Annotated in this window: 26 protein-coding genes; 17 read left to right on the top strand and 9 right to left on the bottom strand. The window is 38.8% G+C overall.

All coding sequences use genetic code 11. From position 1 onward, the window contains the following. Positions 1–71: 71 nt before the first annotated feature. From ACEN9X_RS02520 to ACEN9X_RS02500, 5 genes are all read left to right on the top strand, one after another. On the top strand, positions 72–536 hold the full coding sequence (locus tag ACEN9X_RS02520) for an RES family NAD+ phosphorylase (RefSeq protein ID WP_413668907.1): 465 nt from the start codon (positions 72–74) through the stop codon (positions 534–536). Positions 537–620: 84 nt separating this feature from the next. After that, complete coding sequence (locus ACEN9X_RS02515; RefSeq protein WP_413668906.1) at positions 621–1865, top strand: hypothetical protein; 1245 nt, start codon at positions 621–623, stop codon at positions 1863–1865. A gap of 273 nt (positions 1866–2138) precedes the next feature. After that, complete coding sequence (locus ACEN9X_RS02510) at positions 2139–2735, top strand: hypothetical protein (protein WP_413668905.1); 597 nt, start codon at positions 2139–2141, stop codon at positions 2733–2735. A 147-nt stretch (positions 2736–2882) separates the two neighbouring features. Further along, on the top strand, positions 2883–3173 hold the full coding sequence (locus tag ACEN9X_RS02505; protein ID WP_090523751.1) for an RNA recognition motif domain-containing protein: 291 nt from the start codon (positions 2883–2885) through the stop codon (positions 3171–3173). Between the two features lie 291 nt (positions 3174–3464). Then, positions 3465–7235, top strand: a complete 3771-nt coding sequence (locus ACEN9X_RS02500) for a gliding motility-associated C-terminal domain-containing protein (protein WP_413668904.1) — start codon at positions 3465–3467, stop codon at positions 7233–7235. 26 nt (positions 7236–7261) lie between these two features. On the opposite strand, the gene ACEN9X_RS02495 is transcribed toward ACEN9X_RS02500, so the two are convergent. From ACEN9X_RS02495 to ACEN9X_RS02485, 3 genes are all read right to left on the bottom strand, one after another. Further along, entirely contained in the window at positions 7262–7612 is a 351-nt protein-coding gene (locus ACEN9X_RS02495; protein ID WP_413668903.1) for a hypothetical protein, read from the bottom strand. Positions 7613–7824: 212 nt separating this feature from the next. After that, positions 7825–8334 (bottom strand): GNAT family N-acetyltransferase, encoded by a 510-nt coding sequence (locus tag ACEN9X_RS02490; RefSeq protein WP_413668902.1) that lies wholly within the window; start codon positions 8332–8334, stop codon positions 7825–7827. A gap of 464 nt (positions 8335–8798) precedes the next feature. Beyond that, complete coding sequence (locus ACEN9X_RS02485; RefSeq protein ID WP_413668901.1) at positions 8799–9500, bottom strand: helix-turn-helix transcriptional regulator; 702 nt, start codon at positions 9498–9500, stop codon at positions 8799–8801. Between the two features lie 207 nt (positions 9501–9707). Between ACEN9X_RS02485 and ACEN9X_RS02480 the strand changes: the two genes are divergently transcribed. Continuing rightward, a complete protein-coding gene (locus tag ACEN9X_RS02480) occupies positions 9708–9902 on the top strand; it encodes a hypothetical protein (RefSeq protein ID WP_413668900.1) in 195 nt (64 codons plus the stop codon). A 66-nt stretch (positions 9903–9968) separates the two neighbouring features. Further along, positions 9969–10385, top strand: a complete 417-nt coding sequence (locus tag ACEN9X_RS02475) for a hypothetical protein (protein ID WP_413668899.1) — start codon at positions 9969–9971, stop codon at positions 10383–10385. 83 nt (positions 10386–10468) lie between these two features. Here the strand turns inward: ACEN9X_RS02475 and ACEN9X_RS02470 are convergent, their stop codons facing one another. Together ACEN9X_RS02470 and ACEN9X_RS02465 are read right to left on the bottom strand one after the other, a co-directional pair. Continuing rightward, on the bottom strand, positions 10469–11347 hold the full coding sequence (locus tag ACEN9X_RS02470) for an alpha/beta fold hydrolase (RefSeq protein ID WP_413668898.1): 879 nt from the start codon (positions 11345–11347) through the stop codon (positions 10469–10471). A gap of 129 nt (positions 11348–11476) precedes the next feature. After that, entirely contained in the window at positions 11477–11815 is a 339-nt protein-coding gene (locus ACEN9X_RS02465; protein ID WP_091210837.1) for a hypothetical protein, read from the bottom strand. A gap of 197 nt (positions 11816–12012) precedes the next feature. Between ACEN9X_RS02465 and ACEN9X_RS02460 the strand changes: the two genes are divergently transcribed. Next, positions 12013–12336 carry a hypothetical protein gene (locus tag ACEN9X_RS02460; RefSeq protein WP_413668897.1) on the top strand — a complete coding sequence of 108 codons (324 nt, stop codon included), beginning with the start codon at positions 12013–12015 and terminating at the stop codon, positions 12334–12336. Between the two features lie 172 nt (positions 12337–12508). Next, positions 12509–12871, top strand: a complete 363-nt coding sequence (locus tag ACEN9X_RS02455) for a hypothetical protein (RefSeq protein WP_413668896.1) — start codon at positions 12509–12511, stop codon at positions 12869–12871. A 108-nt stretch (positions 12872–12979) separates the two neighbouring features. Here ACEN9X_RS02455 and ACEN9X_RS02450 read toward each other — a convergent pair whose 3' ends face one another. Together ACEN9X_RS02450 and ACEN9X_RS02445 are read right to left on the bottom strand one after the other, a co-directional pair. Then, positions 12980–15214 (bottom strand): tetratricopeptide repeat protein, encoded by a 2235-nt coding sequence (locus ACEN9X_RS02450; protein ID WP_413668895.1) that lies wholly within the window; start codon positions 15212–15214, stop codon positions 12980–12982. A 202-nt stretch (positions 15215–15416) separates the two neighbouring features. Beyond that, positions 15417–15638 (bottom strand): hypothetical protein, encoded by a 222-nt coding sequence (locus ACEN9X_RS02445; RefSeq protein WP_413668894.1) that lies wholly within the window; start codon positions 15636–15638, stop codon positions 15417–15419. A gap of 343 nt (positions 15639–15981) precedes the next feature. Between ACEN9X_RS02445 and ACEN9X_RS02440 the strand changes: the two genes are divergently transcribed. The 8 genes from ACEN9X_RS02440 (at position 15982) to ACEN9X_RS02405 (ending at position 19877) form a co-directional block, all read left to right on the top strand. Then, entirely contained in the window at positions 15982–16572 is a 591-nt protein-coding gene (locus ACEN9X_RS02440) for a TetR/AcrR family transcriptional regulator (protein WP_413668893.1), read from the top strand. A gap of 5 nt (positions 16573–16577) precedes the next feature. Next, positions 16578–16961 (top strand): VOC family protein, encoded by a 384-nt coding sequence (locus ACEN9X_RS02435; protein ID WP_413668892.1) that lies wholly within the window; start codon positions 16578–16580, stop codon positions 16959–16961. 41 nt (positions 16962–17002) lie between these two features. Beyond that, on the top strand, positions 17003–17284 hold the full coding sequence (locus tag ACEN9X_RS02430; RefSeq protein ID WP_413668891.1) for a YciI family protein: 282 nt from the start codon (positions 17003–17005) through the stop codon (positions 17282–17284). A gap of 106 nt (positions 17285–17390) precedes the next feature. Continuing rightward, positions 17391–17606, top strand: a complete 216-nt coding sequence (locus ACEN9X_RS02425) for a hypothetical protein (RefSeq protein ID WP_091210831.1) — start codon at positions 17391–17393, stop codon at positions 17604–17606. A 132-nt stretch (positions 17607–17738) separates the two neighbouring features. Next, complete coding sequence (locus ACEN9X_RS02420; protein WP_413668890.1) at positions 17739–17954, top strand: hypothetical protein; 216 nt, start codon at positions 17739–17741, stop codon at positions 17952–17954. A 227-nt stretch (positions 17955–18181) separates the two neighbouring features. After that, on the top strand, positions 18182–18877 hold the full coding sequence (locus tag ACEN9X_RS02415; RefSeq protein WP_413668889.1) for a hypothetical protein: 696 nt from the start codon (positions 18182–18184) through the stop codon (positions 18875–18877). Between the two features lie 85 nt (positions 18878–18962). Then, positions 18963–19334 carry a DMT family protein gene (locus ACEN9X_RS02410; protein ID WP_091163254.1) on the top strand — a complete coding sequence of 124 codons (372 nt, stop codon included), beginning with the start codon at positions 18963–18965 and terminating at the stop codon, positions 19332–19334. A gap of 144 nt (positions 19335–19478) precedes the next feature. Beyond that, positions 19479–19877 (top strand): GNAT family N-acetyltransferase, encoded by a 399-nt coding sequence (locus ACEN9X_RS02405; protein ID WP_413668888.1) that lies wholly within the window; start codon positions 19479–19481, stop codon positions 19875–19877. 52 nt (positions 19878–19929) lie between these two features. Here the strand turns inward: ACEN9X_RS02405 and ACEN9X_RS02400 are convergent, their stop codons facing one another. Both ACEN9X_RS02400 and ACEN9X_RS02395 read right to left on the bottom strand, forming a co-directional pair. Beyond that, positions 19930–20574, bottom strand: a complete 645-nt coding sequence (locus ACEN9X_RS02400; protein ID WP_413668887.1) for an autotransporter outer membrane beta-barrel domain-containing protein — start codon at positions 20572–20574, stop codon at positions 19930–19932. 250 nt (positions 20575–20824) lie between these two features. Continuing rightward, the gene (locus ACEN9X_RS02395) at positions 20825–21646 is read right to left on the bottom strand and encodes an N-acetylmuramoyl-L-alanine amidase family protein (protein WP_413668886.1); all 822 of its coding nucleotides are present in this window, start codon (positions 21644–21646) and stop codon (positions 20825–20827) included. Positions 21647–21855: the final 209 nt, after the last annotated feature.

The following is a 21855-nucleotide window of genomic DNA, read 5'->3' as shown; positions in this document are numbered from 1 at the left end:
TGAATTATAGATTACCTTTTAACGTAAATCTATGTTTACCAAATAATTTATTAATCTATCTACACCACCTTTTGAACGTTTACAGGATAAGCCAAACCAAATATGCACGCGACCGTAAGGGCTCGGGCATAGACGGGCGATGGAACTCATTGGGACAATATATGATCTATACGGGTGGTTCGTTAGCGCTTTCATGTCTTGAGAAACTGGCGCATTCACCCGGAACTGCTTTATATGCAGGTGATTTTTCGGTTATTATATTTCAAATACCTGATAATCTGCCCATTTTTGAAATCACTGTAAACAAACTCCAGAGACTTAATGCCGACTGGCATAAAGTAATTAACTATCCGGTTACGCAATTGCTTGGCGATACCTGGCTCCGCAAAATGGAAACAGCTGTTTTAAAAGTTCCATCGGCAATTATTGATCTTGAATATAATTACCTGCTCAATCCGGCCCATCCCGATTATAATAAAATAACCATTGGCAGCGTAAGCAAGTTTACTTTTGATCCGCGGCTGAAGGCGCAATAAGACTTTGCACAAACAAATAACTTAAATAATTATTTTATAATTGCACGGATATAACCTTTACACATCCTGCATCGAATAATTATAATGGGTATTAATAAAACAGGCATTTTAATATTTGCAGGCTTGCTCATAGGTATAAGTGTGCATGCCCAGGATCAAAAATACATCCCTATAGGGCATACTAAATATAAAGATACAGTACTGGTTACCCATCCCGACACTACCTTCGAAAAAGATATTTTTGATGTTATCGGATCCATTTTTCATGAAAGCAATAAACCCGGCAAGGTTGATTCCGTAACCTCAAAACCGGTAATATCAATTATCCCGGCTATAGGATATACTTTGCAAACAGGTTTGGCTGGTACTATATCCGGCAATGTGATTTTCAGGTTAGCTCCTAATACCCGGATCTCTACTATAACCGTAAATCCCGCTTATACTCAGAATAAGCAGGTGATCATCCCCATACAATCAAACATCTGGTCAAAAAATAATAAGTATGACTTTATAGGTGATTTTAGGTTTTACAAATATCCGCAAAGTAGTTTTGGCTTAGGCAGTAATTCTGACAGGGATAATGAAAATCCGTTGGTTTATAGTTTTTTTCGTTTTCATGAAACCGTTTTGCGCAATATAACCGGGAATTTTTATGCCGGTTTAGGTTATATCTTTGATGACCGGTGGAATATGTATGAGAAAGGGCAATTAAACGGAAAAACCTCTGATTATGAAAGGTACGGCCCTGTTAGCCGTGCTATATCAACCGGGATAACATTCAGCGGATTGTATGATAGTCGCGATAACCCGATCAATGCATCGCGCGGGTTTTACACCTCGTTACAGTACCGGGATAATTATACTTTTTTAGGCAGCACAACGGCCTGGCGTTCTTTAATTGTTGACATACGTAAATATTTCAGATTTCCTGAAAGTTCTGATAACGTATTGGCCTTTTGGTCATATAACTGGTTGGTAATTAATGGCCGGCCTGCATATCTTGATCTGCCAGCCACAGGACATGATCCCAGCTTTACTACCGGACGCGGATATATACAAGGCAGATTTCGTGGAGCGCAAATGGTTTATCTTGAAAGCGAATACCGGTTTAAGATCACCCGCAATGGTTTGCTTGGAGGTGTAGCTTTTGCAAACGGCGAATCATTTTCGGCGGCACCGGGCACGGCTTTGCAATCTATACAGCCCGGTTTTGGAGCTGGTTTAAGGGTTAAGCTAAATAAGGTATCCAAAACCAACATAGCCATTGACTACGGTTTTGGGCGTGAAGGGTCACGAGGCTTGTTTATAAATGTAGGCGAAGTGTTTTAATGTGTATGTATTGAGCTGATTGGCAGTGGATTGTCAGTAGTCTTGATTTTGTCTTTTATAATTTTAGGCATCGAAAATCCCTGAAAGCAGCCGGTTGCATACTTGTTTTTGCATTTTTATTAAAAGTGCTTTGTCGTGCCGAAAAGGGCAACTTTAGCATGAATATTGACGTATATCATACAAAGGTTAAAAAAAGTTAAAAAATTAATTTGTTTAACCATATTTAATGAGATTTGTAATTATTTATTGCTATGTTTATTCGCCAATGAGCCTATGATACGTACCAGTTTTACTAAATTATTTGTTTTACTAAGTTTATCCATTTCGGTGGCCTTAACTTCCTGTCAAAAAGATGAGGAAGTGAAGGATATAAACGCGGTTAAAACAACAAGTAGTAAAGACAGCGTATCATCAGTAAACATCATCAATACTCCCGGTAATTTTCTTGCAGGTAAAGGAACTTTAAAGGTTACCATCGAAGATTCAACTTACACATTTGATGCCAGCCAGGATTCGATAGCGTTCATAAACGTGCATAATGGTGATAATAAATATTTTGGCATCACTGCAATTAATAAAGCGCATAACATGAGTTTTGGTATCAGCTCGTTAGGATTGGCTTCGGTAAAAACAAGCAGTGATGTAGCAGGAAGCCAGTTTTTATTTAAGGTTGATGAAAAAAAACCTTTACTTCAATACACACTTACCAGGTATGCCGGGCAACAGGATTTTGGTAAAATTGATATGGACCAGTATAACCACGAAAACATGATTGCCAAAGGTACTTTCTTTACCTTTTTAGCCAAGGATGATAAATCCGACTCGCCATTTTACCGCGTTGAGGGCAGTTTTGAGCTGCAGCTTAAATAAAATCCGGCTCTGTTTTTAACATTTGGTTTGGAAATTTTTATTCAGTAATATGAAGGTAAAAAAGCCATTACCTAATGATCATTAATGCCCGGAGAGGCGGGAATATGGCTCTTTTTTCGTACCTTTACGCAAATTTTAAAAACATTGATGAAAGTATTTATTGCAGGTCTTCCTTTAGAAGTAGATGAGGCCGAATTAACAGCTGTTTTTGGTGATTTTGGGCCTGTTAAATCGCTCAGGATCATTAAGGATCGCGAAACAAAAGAGAGTAAGGGTTTTGGTTTTGTGGAGATGGTTAACGAGGATGAAGCGAAAGAAGCGATACGTTGCATGAATGGAGCAAGTTATTATGGCCGCAGGATCACGGTTAACGTAGCCGAAGATAAAGGTCCTGGCTTTAACGGTGGTGGTCAAAAAGGCGGCTTCAGACGTAATTAATACCAATTAAAACATTTATTCTTCTTTTTCAAAATATTAGCCGGCCATGCCGGCTTTTTTGTTTTATCTGTAATGTGAAACTATATAATTAAAATCATATTAAATGAATTAACTGACCAGTAGTTGCCGGAAAAGACTTATTTTAGTATGTCTATAAGTAATTGATAGACTGATGATATAAAACAGATTACTATAACCTTACCTGCAATTTAATGGCCAATTATATCTGCTCTTATTATCTTTCATATTCCGGGATCCACAAACTTGCTTACAATTTAAAATAACAGCAGTGTGTATACTTTCCTGAAACCGGCAACAGCAGCAATAGCGCTTTGGCTTATGGCCTTTTCGGCTTTTGGCCAGGCGCCCGATATTACTTATACTACCCTCAACGTTTATATTAATGGTGCTGCAATAACGCCCTTAAGCCCTTCTAATACAGGTGGCGCTGTACCCGCCACTATATATGGTGAAACTAAGATTATAGCAGGTACGGGGCAGTTTGGCAATGTAAATGGTGGCGCAGCTACCGCGCAATTTAAATTGCCATATGGTATAAGCATGGATGCCGACGGCAATACCTACATAGCAGAAAGTGGTGGCGGGATTCGTATGATAAGTGCTTCCGGGCAGGTTTCGTCAATAGCTACTGATGCATTACCCGGCCCTCCTTTTAATGTGCCGAAGCTTAATAACCCCCGCGGTGTTGTTAAGGATAAAAGTGGCAATTTGTTTGTAGCCAATTACAGTAATCACAACATTCTAAAAATCACCCCTTCCGGGATAATTACAATTTTTGCCGGTATTAGCCAAGCTGGAACTGCCGATGGTCCGGGTAATGTAGCAAATATCATTAATCCTAATGGTATTGCAATTGACAAGGATGATAATCTGTATGTATCAGATGGTAATAACGCAATCCGAAAGATTTCTCCCTCCGGATATGTATATACACTTGCCGGGCAGCCGGTGGCGGGTACGTTAGATGGTATTGGGCCTGCTGCAAAGTTTAACAAGCCGGCCGGACTCGTAGTTGATAAAAACGGAAATATATTCGTTGCAGATCAGGGGGGATTTGTAATCCGTAAAATTACCCCTAACGGGCAGGTTACAACAATAGCGGGTAGTGGTTCCTTCGGTACAGGTGATGGAAACGGAACAACTGCTAACTTCCAATATCCTGTAGGTATAACGATTGATCCATCCGGCAATTTATATGTTACTGACGGTGGCGCGGGCACTGTGCGACGAATTTCGCCGGATGGTGAGGTTAAAACTATAGCTGGCGGCGGGCCCATAGGAGCCGAAAGTGGGGTTGGTACTAATGTTCATTTCAGTAGCCCGAGCGGTATAACAATGGGGCCGGATGGTAACTTATATGTGGCAGAATATGATAAAAATGCTATAAAACAGGTTATAGCAACCGGTTATACCATTGATAAAGCTTTGCCTGCCGGTCTTGTTTTTAACCCGAAAACAGGCATTATTACCGGTACACCTACAGTTTTATGGCCCGCTACTAATTATACAGTTACCGCATATAACGCAGCGGGTAGCAGTAAATTTATATTGAGTATAGAAGTTGATGATGTGACAAAGCCCATTATCAATAATAGTAGCGCCAGTGGTACTATTACGGCCTGCGTTGGGACGGCATCTGCAAATTATCAAACGTTCATGGTTGCGGGAATAAACCTTACCAGTGATGCAGTTGTTATAGCTCCTCCCAGCTTTGAAGTGTCGTTGACGCCGGTTGGCGGTTATAGCAATACTGTTACTATACCTCTTGCTGATTTGGAGTTCCCACCCGATGGTGACGGAATTGCCGTGTATGTTAGTTCTGCAGCAACAGCACCCGTCGGAAATATAACCGGGAATGTGTTATTAAAATCAACTGGGGTAGCGGATGTTCAAGTGCCTGTAAGCGGGGTAGTAAACGAGATCATGACACTTGAAGTAAGCATTAATCAACAAATTTTAGGTTGCCCCGGCGAGCAAGTGATACTTGTGGCGTTGACACCCAATCCGGCCAATAATTTAAATTATCAGTGGTATGTAAACGGAATCCCCACTGGGCCTAATAGTGTAAATTTTATAAGCTCTGATGTTAGCAGTACTGATATAATAACGGTAACGATGACCAATACAGTTGATTGTACCACTTCGCCATCCGTTACTTCTGCCCCGGCATCACCCATGTATATACCATTGGTAAACCCGGTCGTAACAGCAGAACAACCAGACTTAGCTTGCCCGGGGCAGTCGGTTACATTTGTGGCAAACACCCATGGCACCGAGAATGCTAATTCTGTTTACCGCTGGGAGATCAACAATATCGATCAAAATTATAACAATAAAACATTCCAGGCACCGGTTACAATTACTACAGCCGATAAAGTGACTGTTACGCTGACCAATACAAGTGATTGCGGGCCTCTGAGTGCAACTTCAGTCCCGGTATCGCCCCAATTTATGCCATTAACACCGCCAACGGTAACAGTAGAACAACCGAATCTGGCTTGCCCGGGACGGCAGGTAACATTTGTGGCAAATACTCATGATACTGAGAATGCTAATTCTGTTTACCGCTGGGAGATCAATAATGTTGATCAGCATTATAACAGTAAAACATTTCAAGCACCGGCTACTATAACGGCTGCTGACAAGATAACTGTTATGCTGACCAATACAAGTGATTGCGGGCCTCTGAGTGCAACTTCAGTCCCGGTATCGCCCCAATTTATGCCATTAATACCTCCGGTGGTAACAATAGAGCAACCGAATCTGGCTTGCCCGGGACAGCAGGTAATATTTGTGGCAAACACTCGTGATACTGAGAATGCTAATTCTGTTTATCGTTGGGAGATCAATGGTATCGATCAGCATTATAATAATAAAACATTTCAGGCACCGGCTACTATAACGGCTGCTGACAAGATAACTGTTACGCTGACCAATACAAGTGATTGTGGCCCTTTGCGTGCAATTTCCGACCCGATATCGCCCCAATTTGTGCCATTAATACCTCCGGTGGTAACAATAGAGCAACCGAATCTGGCTTGCCCGGGACAGCAGGTAATATTTGTGGCAAACACTCATGATACTGAGAATGCTAATTCTGTTTATCGTTGGGAGATCAATGGTATCGATCAGCATTATAATAATAAAACATTTCAGGCACCGGCTACTATAACGGCTGCTGACAAGATAACTGTTACGCTGACCAATACAAGTGATTGTGGCCCTTTGCGTGCAATTTCCGACCCGATATCGCCCCAATTTGTGCCATTAATACCTCCGGTGGTAACAATAGAGCAACCGAATCTGGCTTGCCCGGGACAGCAGGTAATATTTGTGGCAAACACTCATGATACTGAGAATGCTAATTCTGTTTATCGTTGGGAGATCAATGGTATCGATCAGCATTATAATAATAAAACATTCCAGGCACCAGCTACTATAACGGCTGCTGACAAGATAACTGTTACGCTGACCAATACAAGTGATTGTGGTCCTTTGCGTGCAATTTCGGACCCGGCAGCGCCCATTCAAACTAAAGCGCTGCCTACCGTTGCGTTTAACGGCGATGTTACTATTAAAAAAGGTGAAAGTGTTACCTTATCGCCAACACTATCCAATGGAATTGTTTATTATAGTTGGTCGCCTTCGGTTGGGTTAAGTAACCCGTCAGTCTCAGCCCCAAATGCATCGCCAGTAGTAACTACCACATATACATTAATGGTAACATCTGCAGGAGGGTGCCAGGCATCGGCCAGTATTAAGGTTAATGTGCTTGAACAAATGCTTATCCCCAATACTTTTACTCCAAATGGTGATGGTGTTAATGATACCTGGAGCATAACCGGACTTGCGGCTTACCCAAACTGCACGGTGAATGTGTTTAACAGGTATGGTACCGGAATATTTCGTTCGGTAGGTTATAGTAAAGATTGGAATGGATCTTTTAATGGTTATGTACTACCTTCAGGTACATATTACTATGTAGTTGACCTTAAAGATGGCAGCAAACCATTATCAGGATATGTAGTACTCCTGAAATAGCATTTTATTTAATTGATCAATAAAAGTTAAGAAGCCTGGGCCAGCGAAAAATTGGCCGGGTCAAGATTGTTGAGTAAAGTATCTAACTTTAAATTGAACTCTTTTAACTGGATGTCTCCTTTTTCGAAAGCTTTGGTTAGCTGTGTTAGTTCTTCTTCAAGATGTTGAATATTAGTGTCGCTTGAGCCTGTGCTGTGCTTTTGATGGTCTTCTATTACTTCTATCTTATATTCAGCAGCTTTAAGTAAATAAGCTTGTTGAACGTCAAAAGTGATAGGTGTATTATCGCTCACTTTTGCTTTTTGTTGTTTGTTAAACTCTACTAAAACTATAGCAGCAATAATAGCAACAATTACCAGCGTCATTATAGGGTCCATCTTCTTCTCTTTTGTTACAGCTTTATGATTCCGGGCGGGGGGCCTTCGGTTTATAATTACGATAAATATAGCTGAATAAAAAATAAACTAACAGGTAATTGTTGATAAAATGCCCAATTGTGAATAACTATTGAGAAATGATTGTAGACTTAGTGTGAATGTGTGAAATTTTGATGGATGCTGATGGAGCATTATGCCCGGACAAAGTGCCATTATTTGTTATTGAGCCGCTTTTCATAGCACAGAAATCTTAAGCCGGGCCTTATGTCTAAGCTAATTTCCCCTGCCAAAACGTAACCCAGTTTTGGAAACAGCTTTTGTGTTGCCTGATTGGCAATGTTGGTGTCAATTCGCAATATGCTTATTGCGCGTTGAATAGCTTCATATTCGGCTTGCTTTAAAAGTGCTGCCGCCACACCGCGCCCCTGGTAGTCGATATTTACAGCAAGCCGATGCGTTACTATGGCAGTTTCGGTGATATCAAGACCAGCCTGAGCGTATTCTGCATCCTGATCGGTAGTTATGGCGGCCACGCCTGCTATGGATCCGGCGATTTCTGCTACCCAAAGTTGGTTAAGCCCAACGTCTTCAGTAAATACCTGTTTGTTGGGGTAGTCGTTATCCCATTGAAAGTTACCTGCTGCTTTCATGACAGGTACTACATCGGTAATAAGGGTTAATATCTGCGGTATATCGCTAAGCGTGGCCAGTCGGATTGTCATTTTATCTATAAAAAGAAAATTACGGCTAAATTATAGAAGTTTTAATGCCTGATGGTTTGTCTTCTGTAAATAATTGAGTTACTTCAAGGCGCGTCTGCTTTTCAATTTAATTTTTGACGTTGATTTTGTTTGTATGATTACTGTTCGGAGTAAGAAAGCCAGAAATATATAAAACGCAAAATTTTGTATCCAGTTGCCAACGTTGAATTCATTAATGATAAGTTTTAATATCTCACTTTGCATGATTAAAAAATAGCCTTGCTTAAGGCTCTTTGAATTTGGTTACCCGAATCTTGAAAGGTTTAACAAATGAGCCGAATATAGGGCAGATGTTAACAAATGACCTTTATTTATAATAACTGCAGAGTTGTAAGAATGTTGCAGGCGTCAGATGTTTTGTAGCAGTGGGCAGAATGGTAATGGCGGCTGCAAGGGAAATATCAAAATTGCAGCCGCCATGTAGTTTAGTGATTGTGTTTTTTGTGGATGTCTTTAACCAGGCAAAGTTTTTTAATATCGGCCACCTTTATAATAAATGGAGCGTATTTGAGCCGGTTACCAACCATTTCGGTAGTATTATCTGAATGAGCAATTACCTCATCAGGAATATCTCCGGCAAGCAGACGTTTGTACATGCGATAGTCGCCCCATTCAATGTAATAAACCTCACCTGGCAGGATCTTTTTATCATGAATTATTTTTAAGGCAACCCAGCAGCCGTTTTCAAGATACGGGTACATGCTGTGTCCCCAAACAGGAAGTGCGAAATCACAATCTTCAATGCCTGGAAAATTCATATGGCCAACCGGCTGCGAATCATTAATGTCATTATATACTTCAACCCCCGAAGCAGTTGCAGAAATTTCATACATAGGGATGCCCTCACTGTGTTTGGATACAGTTTTTGATTCAGAAAAGTTCTGTTTTTTTTCTCCAGTTATGTATTCTTTATATTTTTCTTTAAAAATACGGAGTTTTTCTGGGTCTATGTTTTGCCGGCTCTTTATTATCTCAGTGATTGAGCTTGGGGAGTTAAAGCCTAATGCTTCTGCTAATTGAGCATTACCATTAAAGGCTTTTCCTTTAAGTTGATTGTAGAGTATGATAAACTCTAAGGTCTCGGGGCGTACAGTCTTTATTTTGCCTGGTTTTACTTCGTCTTCCATGATGAAAATAAATTAAAGATTTTTCTTGATTATAATAAAGATTATTCTGTATATTTGTTTTGTTGATAATTGCTAATGTAAGTTAAATTATTCGGAAAATAAAATTTAAAGACTATTTTATCAAGAGTATTCTTTTGTGAGAATACAGTGTTCTGTAATTTAAAATCAAGAAATAATACCAATAAATAAATTCAATATAATACTACTATGTATATAGCTTTTTCGGCGCTTCAGCAATCGGCAGGGGATAGTAACTATCCCAATACCTCGGATAATGTAAATGAACATGAGGTTTTACAACGCTTTGAGGGATACAGGGCCGCATGCGAAAAGTATCGGGATGAAATTGCAGCTATTCAAAAATATTTGCCGGGATGGGTGCCTGCTTTTAACCGGCAATAATTCAGCTTGCAGCTTTTATAATATAATGACCAATTAAAATAATACGCAATCAATACAATAATTATCATGATAAAAATTTCTCAAAAACTTAAAAGCCAGCTTTGGTGGCTTATTATATCGGTTGATTATGATTACAGCCGGATCACCATTGCCGAGCACGATCTTACAGATGAAGTACTTACTTTGTGGCTGGAAGATAAACAGGATTTTAAAAATTCAATTGATGAATGCCTGCAGGTAGATATCAGGATACGTGACATGGCCCGGATCATTAAGGCCGAAAACCTGAATAGCTACGAAGGAACTAAATTACACCCAACCAAGAACTTTGCTTACAAGGCCCGTATTGAAATTAATTCCCCCGTACATTGGTATAAGGATGATGCTTCTTTACCTGAACAGCAATGGACCCGGGAAGCTATATTGAAGAATTTGCTTACGCAGCTTGTGGAGGAGGGGATTGCAAGTGACTACAGTTATTAAAGTTAGTATTTAATTATGCTGATTGGCATTTATTGCATAATGTACAAAGTCATTTAATACACCTATATGTAGCTTTGCAGCAACTAAATTTGATTAACAGCCTGCTGCAAAAGCTTGTTAAATTCTGCAGGCTTTTCAACCATGGGAAAATGCCCGGTGGCATGTATCTGCAATAGCTGATAGGGGATGCCTGCTTTGATAAAGCCAATTGTATCATTAGGAGTGTAATCGCTGTTAATAAGATGAAGTTTTGTTTTGGTGGCTTTGAGTTTGGATACAGTGTTAAAATTATTGTCTTCCATGCTTGCTATGGCAATAGTGCTATCAGCATTTGTTACATCGTTTAATACGCGTTTCCTGATGGCTGTGCTGGTTGTTTTGTAAAAAAGATCCTGGTTAAAGTAAGCAGTGGCTACCGCTTTAAAATGCTTTTTTAGCATAGCGATAGCTTCCGCGTAATCAGCTTTTGATTTTGGAGTTTCGGGCTTACCATCAAATCCTTTAAAATTGTCGATACCTACAAGGCCTATCACCTGTTGTGGCGCATTGAGTTTGGCTTGTACAATTATTTCACCAGCCATGGAGTGGCCAATGAGTATTACGTTTTTTAGCTTAAGGGTGGTTATTACTGAGGTTACATCACCGGCAAAATCATTTACTGTCCATGAATTTCGATTTTTGCCCGATTGGCCGTAACCTGGCAAATCCATAGTTATAACCCGGTATCTATTGCCGAAGTACTTTACCTGTTCGTTAAAATAGCTTTTGTTAATGCACCAGCCATGTATAAATAATAATGTAGTATCACTTTTGCCTGTATCAGTATAGGCAATATTAACGCCACGATTATTGATTTTTACAGTGGACTTATCACTGGTATTTTTGTTTTGCCGATGTTGGGTGCAGGCATACCACAAGCCAATTGATGTGATCAATGAAAATAACGCGGGTAGCTTCTTCATAAACGGATAATTATAGATAGCGTTTTGCTATATAAATATCCGTTTATGAATGGGTTACGGCAAAATGTTTAACTTATTTTAACAAGTCGGCATTTTTAAAGCTAAGATAAGCGGGCTATGATCATCGGGCTATTTTACCTTTACCTGTTGTTGTTCTTTTTCGTTTTGCTCAACAAGTACCAATTCTTCGTCAATAGCTTCTGCCTGCGGACTTGCATAATTTAGTTTGCGAAAACGCCACTGGGCAAATGCCGGTTCCTGAAAACGGTTTATCAGCTTGAAAAATTTCGGAAAATTGTGTACTTCTTCCAACAATAAGCCGGTTACTATGCCATTATTGTCCAGTATTTCGCGTATGGTGTATTCCTTATCTTTGGTGATCCATATCTCAAAATCCTGCTGTATTTCAGCCATCTTTTCGGGATCTATTTTGTCGTTTATACAAATTACCTTATCGCCCGGTTTCATAATGATCGCAATTTTATGTGTCCCTTTTGTTAAGGGATTATAAATGTAAAGTTCGGCTTTTTAAGCGTATTTTAAAATCTGTAACAGATGTAATTTTAACGTTAAAAGAAATAATCAAAAAAGTTTTTAATATTATGCAACCTTATTTTATAGGCTTCGTATTAAAATGTATAACGAACGTTTAATATCAGGGGGATATGGATTATTTTTATTTGTTTTTGATAGCAGGCCTGGGGTTAGTATTTGTTATTTTACAGTTTGATAAACAACAAAGGCGCAGGGTTGATTTGCTGTTAAAAAATGCAAATGATGTACAGCCATTACTTATGCAGCGTAGTATGGATCAGAAATTAAGCAGGATTAATACAGAGCTTAGCGTTAATGCCTTTCATGCGAATACCGGCAAAGAATTAGAGGCAAGCCTGAAACAAATAACCGTTGATTATAATGCAGGAAAGATCAGCTTGTCTGTTTACAATAATAAACTTGGCGAGCTTGTTGAAAAGTTAGGAAATAAATAATTTTTGCTATTAACCTAAGCTTATTTTTATTGTCATATATAGTTTTTGTTGGTTAGTTTTACTTTAAGGTCATTTGCTGTTGGGGCATTTGACCTTTTTTGTTTCAAGGCTTGTTCAATAAAGTAATTATATATTGCACGGATAAACAAAATGATTATTATTGCAGTCACTTATGTCTGACGAAGCTATTATAAAACGGTTAAAGGTTGTTGTGAAAGAGCATGGCGGCCAGTTAGGGCTTGCCGGAGCTATTGGCGTTGACCAGGGTTTTATTAGTAAGGTGATTAACAAAAAGCAGGATATTAGCTATTATCTTATCCGGAAGCTTTGTTTTCAGCTTAAATACTCGCCCGAATGGCTTATTCTTGGTACCGGCGAAAAAATGATCAACAAACCCGAATCGGCTAAGCTTATTACTGAAATACAGATGATGCGTACCGAGGTTGATATTTTACAAGCCCGTATGCGAGCCTACGAAATAGAGATGAAGGAACTGCGCGAACAATTACATCTAGGAGATAAAAAGGCTGTTTAGCCGGATAAAAAACCGGCTAAATGTAAAAGCCCCTTTCGGGGCTTCGTTTTTATAGATCAGTTAATAGTTACATATTATTATACGGGTATTGTAAATAAGAAGTTATAGTTATTTACAATATTTTGATATTTGGTCGGGTGCTTCCTTTGCCCCCATGCTTAAAGCTTTATTCATATCTGCGCATCCTCCTGTTTTATCGCCAACGGCTATTTTAGCAAGCCCTCTTTGTAAGTAAGCCCGATTGTTTTTAGCATCGAGGTTTATAGCAGTATTACAATCCAAAATGGCACCGTTGGGGTCTTTCAAATTTATTTTGGCAATAGCTCTGTCAATATATAGATCCGGGTTGTTAGGTGAAATTTTAAACACTGCAGCAAAGTCATCCTTTACGCCCTGGGCATCGCCAAGGTAACTTTTAGCGATACCGCTATGCGAATAAGCCTTTATATTGGCATCATTCATATAAATGGCGTTATGATAATCATCGGCAGCGCCTGCATAATCCTTCATAGCCACTTTTGTATCGCCCCTGATTAAAAATGTTTCGTCGTTTGAGTAAATTGATACTGCACGGTCAAGGTCGTTAAGGGCGCCTTTATAATTTTTAAGTTTGCCCTTTACAAAACCTCTTGCCTGCCACACCAGTGCTGTTGAGTCTGATAGTGAATCTGTTTTGAGGGCGTTATTGAAATCGGCAATCGCACCGGCATTGTCTTCGGCATCTGCTTTGGTTAAGCCCCGTTTCAACAACAATGTGATGTTTTTTGGAGCTTTAAGTACTCCCGTGTTATAATCGGCCATGGCACCTTTGGCATCTCCGGAGGCAGCCTTAGCTTCACCTCGGTAAAGGTAAAAATCGGCAATTGTCGGGTTTAATGCTATTGCTTTAGTGAAAAGCTGCACGCCGTTATTGGTGTATTTATAAAAGTTATTGATTTTACCCAGTCGCAAATAGCCATTTTGCTGTTGGGGAGCGATACTTATCAGTTTTTCGAGATCTTTTACAGCGGCGGCATAATCACCCAGTTTAGTTTTTTCAATGGCGCGATTTAAAAAAGCATAGGTATAAATTGGATTTATAGCAATAGCTTTGGTGTAGTCGTCAATGGCGGCGAGCGGAATCCCCAGGTCGCGATAAGCATCGCCACGTGACAGATAAGCTTCATCGCTTTTATTATTCATGCTAATTGCTTTTGTTAAATCGGCGATAACTCCAGCGGTATCTTTTAAAGCCATTTTAGCTTTACTTAGGCTCACATAAGCACTTATACTGTTTGGATTTATTTTAATTGCCGAATCGGCATCAAGTTTGGCGCCTTCATAATTGCCTAATGCAAGTTTTGAAAATGAACGGCTTTGGTATGCATCGCCATTTTTAGGGTCAAGTGCAAGGGCTTTATTAAAATCCTCCAGGGCGCCATGATGATCTTTTTTATCGCTTTTGATAATACCGCGGTACATGTACAGGTTTGCATTTTTGGGGGATTGAGCTATCGCCTTGTTAAAATAATCAAGAGCTCCATTGGTATCACCAAGACTGCTTTGGGCGTTGGCCATGTAAAGCAAAAGGTTTTTTTGATTAGGATTTATAGCCGCCGCTTTTTTATAATCATCAACAGCGCCTTTAAAGTCATTTAGTTTCGCCCTGGTATTGGCGCGGTAAAAATAAGCTTCGGCGTTATTGGGATTAAGAGATAGTGTTTTGGTATAATCGGCAATGGCCCCATTATAGTCATTTATACTGGCCTTGCTGCCGGCCATATATTGATAAATCTCGGCACTGTTGGGACTTAGTTTAATTGCTGCGTTATAATCAGCAATGGCCCCTGTAAAATCGTTATTGTTGTTTTTAGCTAAACCACGGTATTTATATAGTTCGGCGTTATTAGGCGTAAATTGAAGCGCTGTTGTAAAATCGGCAATAGCACCTGGATAGTCCCCCTGGTTGCTTTTGGCATTGCCCCTGTAATGGAACATATCTGCTGTTTTTGGCCCAAGTGCTATAGCCCTGTCGAAATCTGTGATAGCAGTTTGGTAATCCTGTATTGCGGCTTCGGCATTAGCCTTATACAAATAAGCATTGGTTAAGTTGGGTTTTAGGGTAATAGCCTGAGCATAGTCATTAATGGCGGCTTTGTATTCCTTGATATTGCCATATGCATTTGCCCTGTAATAAAAAACATCGGCGTTTTGGGCATTTAATTCTATGGCGTGCGTAAAGTCTTGTATGGCGCCTTTATAATCCCTGGTATTGGCTTTTGAGTTTCCCTGCTGAATATATGTCCCTGCTGTTTGAGCAAATGAGTATAGGGGTAAAAAAAGCAGAAATAGAATTCTTTTCATGAAGGTGTCAGCGGTTTTATCAAATATCAATAAAAAAACTATTATTGATTAAGGCAAAACTTATACCATTATGAAATATGTTGCAAACTAATAAGAATGAATAGAAAGCCGGAAAGTACAGGGTAGATATGGGGCATAAAAATCCCAACTTTAGCCGGTTAATTAATCCCAAACAGTGTACTTCCCGTTTCTACACAATAGCTTAAGAAAAAGAAGCTTCGTTAGTTTGATCCTGATTTTTTCTTTTGCTGTATGCAATGGCCGCGGTGCAAAGTGAAATGCAAAGTAATAACGCAGCTTCAATTACCACATGAATTACCGGAACCGGGCCGGGATAATTCGACAATAAGATACCTGCATCGGGCAATAACAAACCAACCAGTGGGAAGCAGAAGAACATTCGTAAAATTGTTAAATTTTCCATGATTGTTGATGTTTAATATGATAATGCTAAGTTAAGTATTAATTATTTATGAGTTAAATAAATTTATTAATCTTTTGATTGAAATTTGTAAAATTCGATTCAATCGTCATTAAAACTCCTTGTTAAACGTATCATGCGCTATTACTTGAGCCCATGATTAACATATAGCCCGATTTATTGTTTTAATGAAAAGCAATTAAACGTTTTATTAGGTTTTTCTTAAACTAAGTGATCTGTAAGTATTGGTGCGTTCAGTCTTTTGAAGAAATTATGATGATAATCTGACCTAGAAGGAAGAAATAAAATCTTAAATAAACGAACGCTCACTTATATTTGTATTGAAATGAGACCACGAGACGAACATAAGGAACAGCAAATACGTCAGAAAGCTATTGAAATGATAGTTACCGAAGGGCTTGATGGGTTTGGGATTAATAAGCTTGCAAAGATTGTAGGCGTATCGCCTGCAACCATCTACATCTATCACAAAGATAAAGAGGAGCTTATAAGCAGCCTTTGTGTTAGTGTTGCCGAAAAAATGATGGCTTTTAGTCTTCAAAACTTTTCGCCTGATATGGATTTTGCGGACGGGTTAAGGGTACAATGGCACAACAGGCTTAGATATTTCATTCAATGTCCGTTAGATATGGAATTTATTGAGATCATGCGCTATACGCATTTTTATGAAAAAGTAACGGCGATGCTTACTGTTAATTTTGGGGAGATTTTAGGTGCATTTATGCGCAATGCCGAAGAAAAGAAACAGCTTATCCCATTACCTTTTGAAGTTTATTGGTCCGTGGCTTACGCGCCTCTTTATCAGCTTATCAAGTTTCATAATCAGGGTAACAGCTATGTGAATAACAGTTTTGCACTAAATGACAAACTGATGGAACAAACGCTTGGTCTTGTATTAAAAGCATTAAAACCCTAATCATTATGTCTGTAACCAATATTAAACTTAATCATGTTAACCTGTCTGTTACCGATGTGGTTGCCAGTTCTGAATTTTTTGAGCGACATTTTAACTTTAAATGCACGGATATAAAAGGGAATAATATGCTGGCTGTAATGGAAGGTAAAGACGGTTTTATCCTGGTGCTTATGGCCGATACCTTTAATCGTAATGGCAATAACAATTATCCCGATGCTTTTCATATCGGTTTTTTGGTTGATAGCTATGAACAAGTGGCCGAAGTTTATGATCGCCTTAAAGAAGCTGGTGTCAATGTATCACAGTCACCGGGGCCGTTACGTGGTGGTTACGGATTTTATTTTAATGCTCCGGGTAATATTCTTACTGAGGTTACCTGTTTAGCTTAACAAATTGAATAATTAAGTATCTGAATAAAAATAAGTAATTTATGGTACATGCATCAGCCTATAAAGATCCGCATCATGTGATGCTCTTTTTTGAAGAAGTTAGTAATCCGGCAGATAATCAACAATGCTTAGCCGATAGGAGAGGTTATTACGATAACCTTAAAAGCAATGGTAAAGTTGTTATAAGCGGTGATTTCTGGAACCAGGATAAGAATTTTGTAATTGTTTCTGTTTCAGATGATAATGAACTTGTTCAAATCATCGAAAATGACCCTGCAATAAAGCAAAATGTACTCGAGTTGATAAAGGCAATGCCTTTTTAACCCTTTTTTTGGGTAAAAATACGTAGTGCAATATGGGTTAAAATACGGGGTGCATTGAGCTTGCATATCTGTATGCTACACAATATTTTTGTGTAAACTGACGCCCATGGAACCTTTTGAACTAAAAGTTAATAAACGAACTTATAAAATTATTCCTTCGGTTACTAATCAGGCTACGTTTAGTGTATTAAACTATTCTGCTTTTTATACCATAACCAGGTTAACAAAAGGCTATTGGGAAATCATTGAACATCGTTTTGGCGACCATTTGATTCCGCTACAGGAAATAGGTCGTTCAATTGAGGATTATTATAAACTCTAAGCCTCAAATTATAATTAATCTTTCTTAATCATTAAGAAAATATTAATTGCTTTTTAGTAAAATATTATTGTTTGTTATTCTTTAAAGTTGTAAATTAGTCGTATCAAACTTTTACCCCTGAAATAAAATATTATGGAAAAATTAGCAATTTTAAGAATGTTTGCAGGCTTTCCATTGTTTGGTTTATTGCTGCCTGATGTTTCTACTTTCATAGTTGGTCGTTTTAAGGATATTTCGCCTTTTCATATTTACATTGAGTGTTTTTTATTGCTTTTTATAATAGCGTGTACATTAGGGATAGCCTATAAACGGAAATTTGACAATACGCCCGATTCGCAGCTGCAATAGCGGTTACCGGCTTCTGTTCAACAGCATTGATCATTATAAACCTATATAAAGTTTAGTATCCTGAATGCTTAATTGCCCGGATTGATTAAGTCCGGGTTTTTTTGTGCCTTTTACCTTGTTATCAAATTAATTTAGTGTTCCCGGTTATCTTTTTTTTGCTTATTTTTACGGTAATGACTCCTAAACACAATTATCTAAGTGCTCCCTGCAGGGCGCACCTCCTCCCCATGAAAAAATCAAATACCTGTTTTAAGCTATTTTTAATAATTGTACTGTTTTATTGTTCTAACGCTGCTATAGCGCAACATCATTCAAGCCGGGCTTTAACCTATGGTGGCGGCGGTAGTGGAGCCGTTAATTTTAGCGATGGCTGGGGTGTAGCCGCAGGTACCGGTGTTGAGATACCGCAAGGGGATTTTAATTATACTTTTAAGTCGTCTATTAATTTTAATGCCAGCGTTTACAGATTTTTAGGCCCTTTTACCGCAAGTTTAAGCTTAGGGTACACTAATTTTAAACCACATGAATATTTTATTTCAGAAACGGTTGAGGGCAGCGACTCAAATGTAAATACATACTATGCAGATATGCCTGTAATTTCAGCTTATGCCGGTGCTGCTTATAATATTGACGTAGCTGATAATTTCAGGGTGTATGGCGGTGTAAATTTAGGGCTGTATTTTACTGACTTTGCAGTAGCCTATGAAATTGATGGTGCAAATACCTTTGTTTACGACAAATGGTCGCAGTCATTGTATTATGCTCCTAAAGTAGGTGTAATATTTCCGGTGACGCCAAAATTGGGTGTCAGTATCGAATCAAAATATAATTTCTTTTCTCAGAAACTTACCTTGGGTGATGTTTCGGGAAAGCAAAATTGGAACTCCCTTTCGCTTGGTGCCGAACTGGTTTTTAAATTTTAAATTGTTGTAGTTAATGCTGTAACAATTTACAATTGCCGGTGTTATCAATCTCAATTTATTGATATTTGCGAAAAAAATTGTATTGATGAAAGGCTTACGTACTGTTACATTCCTGTTTATATCCAACACCTTCATGACATTTGCCTGGTATGGGCACCTGAAGTTTAAAGAATATGAATGGGGTAAAAATCTGAGTTTAATAGCCATTATTCTTATAAGCTGGGGCCTTGCATTTTTTGAATACCTGTTCCAGGTGCCGGCCAACGAAGGCGGCTTCAAGGAAAACGGAGGCCCTTTTACCCTGGTTGAATTAAAAACTATTCAGGAGGCCATTACGCTTACCGTGTTTATGATATTTACAACCCTGCTTTTCAAAAACGAAAAACTGGGCTGGAACCACCTGGTGGGTTTCGGGCTTATTGTGCTGGCAGTATTCGTTATTTTTAAAAAATGGTAACATGCTGAACGGGATATTGCAGAAACTTTAAACAGCTTTTCTTTTTAATTCGCTGGACTACCTGCTTTCTTGTTTCTGGCTTATTGAGATAGTGCAGTCACCGCTTACATTTGGGTATAGATATGTAAAATACTCAATAGCACTATGGAAATAACTTATAAAACAGGTACCATACCATCGGCCCGGCAGGTGATAGAACTTTATGATACAGCCGGATTGAAACGCCCAACGCATGACGCCGAACGAATTGCCAGAATGTACCAAAACTCAAACCTGGTAGTGAGTGCCTGGGATGGCGATAAACTGGTAGGTATATCACGTGCGCTTACCGATTTTTGCTACAGCTGCTATCTTTCGGATCTGGCGGTTACTAAAGATTATCAAAAAGAGGGGATAGGTAAAAAGTTGGTCGAACTAACTAAAGAAGCCATTGGAGATGAAACCATGCTTCTACTGCTTTCGGCCACAACAGCTATGGAATATTACCCTAAAATAGGTATGGAAACTGTTCACAATGGGTTTATCATCCACCGGGCGAAATAAAAATAAAGCAGGACGATATTGCATATTATCGTCCTGCCTTGAAATTTAGCGCTTATTTACCGCCGAATACATAAAATACAGAGAGTAATAATCCGTTGTTGATCAAATTGAAATTAACATTATTGGTGCTCTCAATCTGGCTGTTATCAGCTTTAACCTTGCTGTGACTATATGAAAAGTTAGCCAGTGTGGCGGCTAAACCAAGTTTTTTTGCAGGATAATAAACAAGGCCCATAGTTGCTCCTGCCGTATAGTTATCAGTTTTAGTTGGAGTGCTTGTATCTACCGATCTAAAATCGTAGCGGCTGTATCCAAGATACGGTCCTGCGCGGAGCCCTAATTTATCTCCAAACATAAAATACTTCCTTAAAAAGAGTGTAGCCCCATATTGGTGCGAGGTTACGTTGTTGGGGTAAGTACTGTTTTTACTGTTCTGGGAGGTATGAGCGTAATTAACATTTACTCCAATATCAAGTTTATCTGCTATAAAATAACTATAGTTAGGACCGATACTGAAATTTGTATTTTTAACCTCAGATGCATAAGGGTTCGGGGACGACTGAAAGATGTTTTGCGTCGATTTCTGATGCATAAATTGCAGATCGATACCCAGTGTTTGTGAACCTTTTTCGGTTTGGGCTTTTGAGATTTGAAAAGCCAGTAAAAATGCAGGAATTAGGACAAGGATTTTTTTCATTTGTGTTAGTGTTTGGGTTTTATTGAGTCACTGAAACGGAGAAACACAAAAGATATTTTGCCCCAAAAGAGGTTTTTAATAATATTTATAAAATAAATTTAATTTGGACTAAAATCGATAATATAAGCTATAAAAGCTCGTTAAAATAGGTTTTTCATAATTGCGCTGAAATAAATATTTGAATGACAATAATAAATATCAGGGAGAAGCGTAATTCTTAATTAAGTTGATCACGTAAGAGCGGTAGCTATTAATTCCCTTCTAAATTATTACGGTACTGCTTTAGGGCTGTGAGTATCGACCGCACAATTTCGTTTTGCCCGCCGGCCGAGTTCAAATATTCTTCGTCGGCCGGGTTATTAATGAAGCCGGTTTCAACCAGCACTGCAGGCATACCGCTTTGCGCCAATACCAAAACGCCCTGTTCCTTTACTCCTAAACTATGCCTGCCATTGGTTTTGCGAAATTGGTAGTCAATCAAATCGCCAAACTGAATACTTTGCTTACGATATTTTTGCTGAAATGCATTAAGTACAATGGTATTCACTGCTGCATCATCACCATAGCCATTATATTTTTCCTTATAGTCCTTTTCAATAAATATGGAAGCATTTTCACGCAGTGCCTCGCGTTGTTCCTGGCTGCGGTGAAAACCGTAAACAAGCAGCAATGTTCCCCGCGATGATCCTTTGCGTTGCGGGGATGAGTTACAGTGGATTGAAATGAATAAATTGCCATGATTATCGTTTGCGATATCCGTGCGTTTATGCAATTCAATAAAAACGTCGGTACTGCGGGTCATTACTACTTTAATGCCGCTCATTTCGTCATTTATGGCATCCCTCAGTTTTTTGGCGATACTCAATGAAACGTTTTTTTCCTTAGAATAAGCCCCGTGCGATCCCGGATCTTTACCTCCGTGTCCGGCATCGATGATAACCGTTTTAAATTTAAACCGATTGGGTACTGCAGTTGTACTCTGCTGCCCATAACACATAGTGGTGAAAAGGATGCATAGCAAAGGAATGAGTGGGGTAAGAATGTTAACTTTTTTTGGAAAGGTGGCGGGCATGAACAATATATGTATACAGGTTTATAAACGTTTCATTCTATAATAGTTATAGGTATGATATTGTTTTAACCGTATGGTTTAAAAAACGCTTCTGTTAAAGCGTGCAAATATAATACTTGTTTGATTTACAGCGCTATCTAAAAATTAATTGTAGCGCTTGTGCAATGGCTGTTTAAACTGCGCATTATGTATGTATATTTAATGAACTT

The sequence above is a fragment of the Mucilaginibacter sp. Mucisp86 genome (assembly GCF_047324315.1).
Classification (GTDB): Bacteria; Bacteroidota; Bacteroidia; order Sphingobacteriales; family Sphingobacteriaceae; genus Mucilaginibacter.
This window is presented reverse-complemented; position numbering and strand designations above follow the sequence as displayed.

Coding starts and splice junctions, on each gene's coding strand:
- ACEN9X_RS02495 (WP_413668903.1), bottom strand. CDS start 7,612: ATGGACCCTATAATGACGCTGGTAATTGTTGCTATTATTGCTGCTATA.
- ACEN9X_RS02465 (WP_091210837.1), bottom strand. CDS start 11,815: ATGAAACCGGGCGATAAGGTAATTTGTATAAACGACAAAATAGATCCC.
- ACEN9X_RS02475 (WP_413668899.1), top strand. CDS start 9,969: ATGATAAAAATTTCTCAAAAACTTAAAAGCCAGCTTTGGTGGCTTATT.
- ACEN9X_RS02485 (WP_413668901.1), bottom strand. CDS start 9,500: ATGGAAGACGAAGTAAAACCAGGCAAAATAAAGACTGTACGCCCCGAG.
- ACEN9X_RS02450 (WP_413668895.1), bottom strand. CDS start 15,214: ATGAAAAGAATTCTATTTCTGCTTTTTTTACCCCTATACTCATTTGCT.
- ACEN9X_RS02395 (WP_413668886.1), bottom strand. CDS start 21,646: ATGCCCGCCACCTTTCCAAAAAAAGTTAACATTCTTACCCCACTCATT.
- ACEN9X_RS02505 (WP_090523751.1), top strand. CDS start 2,883: ATGAAAGTATTTATTGCAGGTCTTCCTTTAGAAGTAGATGAGGCCGAA.
- ACEN9X_RS02435 (WP_413668892.1), top strand. CDS start 16,578: ATGTCTGTAACCAATATTAAACTTAATCATGTTAACCTGTCTGTTACC.
- ACEN9X_RS02410 (WP_091163254.1), top strand. CDS start 18,963: ATGAAAGGCTTACGTACTGTTACATTCCTGTTTATATCCAACACCTTC.
- ACEN9X_RS02490 (WP_413668902.1), bottom strand. CDS start 8,334: ATGACAATCCGACTGGCCACGCTTAGCGATATACCGCAGATATTAACC.
- ACEN9X_RS02415 (WP_413668889.1), top strand. CDS start 18,182: ATGAAAAAATCAAATACCTGTTTTAAGCTATTTTTAATAATTGTACTG.
- ACEN9X_RS02420 (WP_413668890.1), top strand. CDS start 17,739: ATGGAAAAATTAGCAATTTTAAGAATGTTTGCAGGCTTTCCATTGTTT.
- ACEN9X_RS02405 (WP_413668888.1), top strand. CDS start 19,479: ATGGAAATAACTTATAAAACAGGTACCATACCATCGGCCCGGCAGGTG.
- ACEN9X_RS02430 (WP_413668891.1), top strand. CDS start 17,003: ATGGTACATGCATCAGCCTATAAAGATCCGCATCATGTGATGCTCTTT.
- ACEN9X_RS02480 (WP_413668900.1), top strand. CDS start 9,708: ATGTATATAGCTTTTTCGGCGCTTCAGCAATCGGCAGGGGATAGTAAC.
- ACEN9X_RS02470 (WP_413668898.1), bottom strand. CDS start 11,347: ATGAAGAAGCTACCCGCGTTATTTTCATTGATCACATCAATTGGCTTG.
- ACEN9X_RS02425 (WP_091210831.1), top strand. CDS start 17,391: ATGGAACCTTTTGAACTAAAAGTTAATAAACGAACTTATAAAATTATT.
- ACEN9X_RS02455 (WP_413668896.1), top strand. CDS start 12,509: ATGTCTGACGAAGCTATTATAAAACGGTTAAAGGTTGTTGTGAAAGAG.
- ACEN9X_RS02515 (WP_413668906.1), top strand. CDS start 621: ATGGGTATTAATAAAACAGGCATTTTAATATTTGCAGGCTTGCTCATA.
- ACEN9X_RS02445 (WP_413668894.1), bottom strand. CDS start 15,638: ATGGAAAATTTAACAATTTTACGAATGTTCTTCTGCTTCCCACTGGTT.
- ACEN9X_RS02400 (WP_413668887.1), bottom strand. CDS start 20,574: ATGAAAAAAATCCTTGTCCTAATTCCTGCATTTTTACTGGCTTTTCAA.
- ACEN9X_RS02440 (WP_413668893.1), top strand. CDS start 15,982: ATGAGACCACGAGACGAACATAAGGAACAGCAAATACGTCAGAAAGCT.
- ACEN9X_RS02460 (WP_413668897.1), top strand. CDS start 12,013: ATGGATTATTTTTATTTGTTTTTGATAGCAGGCCTGGGGTTAGTATTT.
- ACEN9X_RS02510 (WP_413668905.1), top strand. CDS start 2,139: ATGATACGTACCAGTTTTACTAAATTATTTGTTTTACTAAGTTTATCC.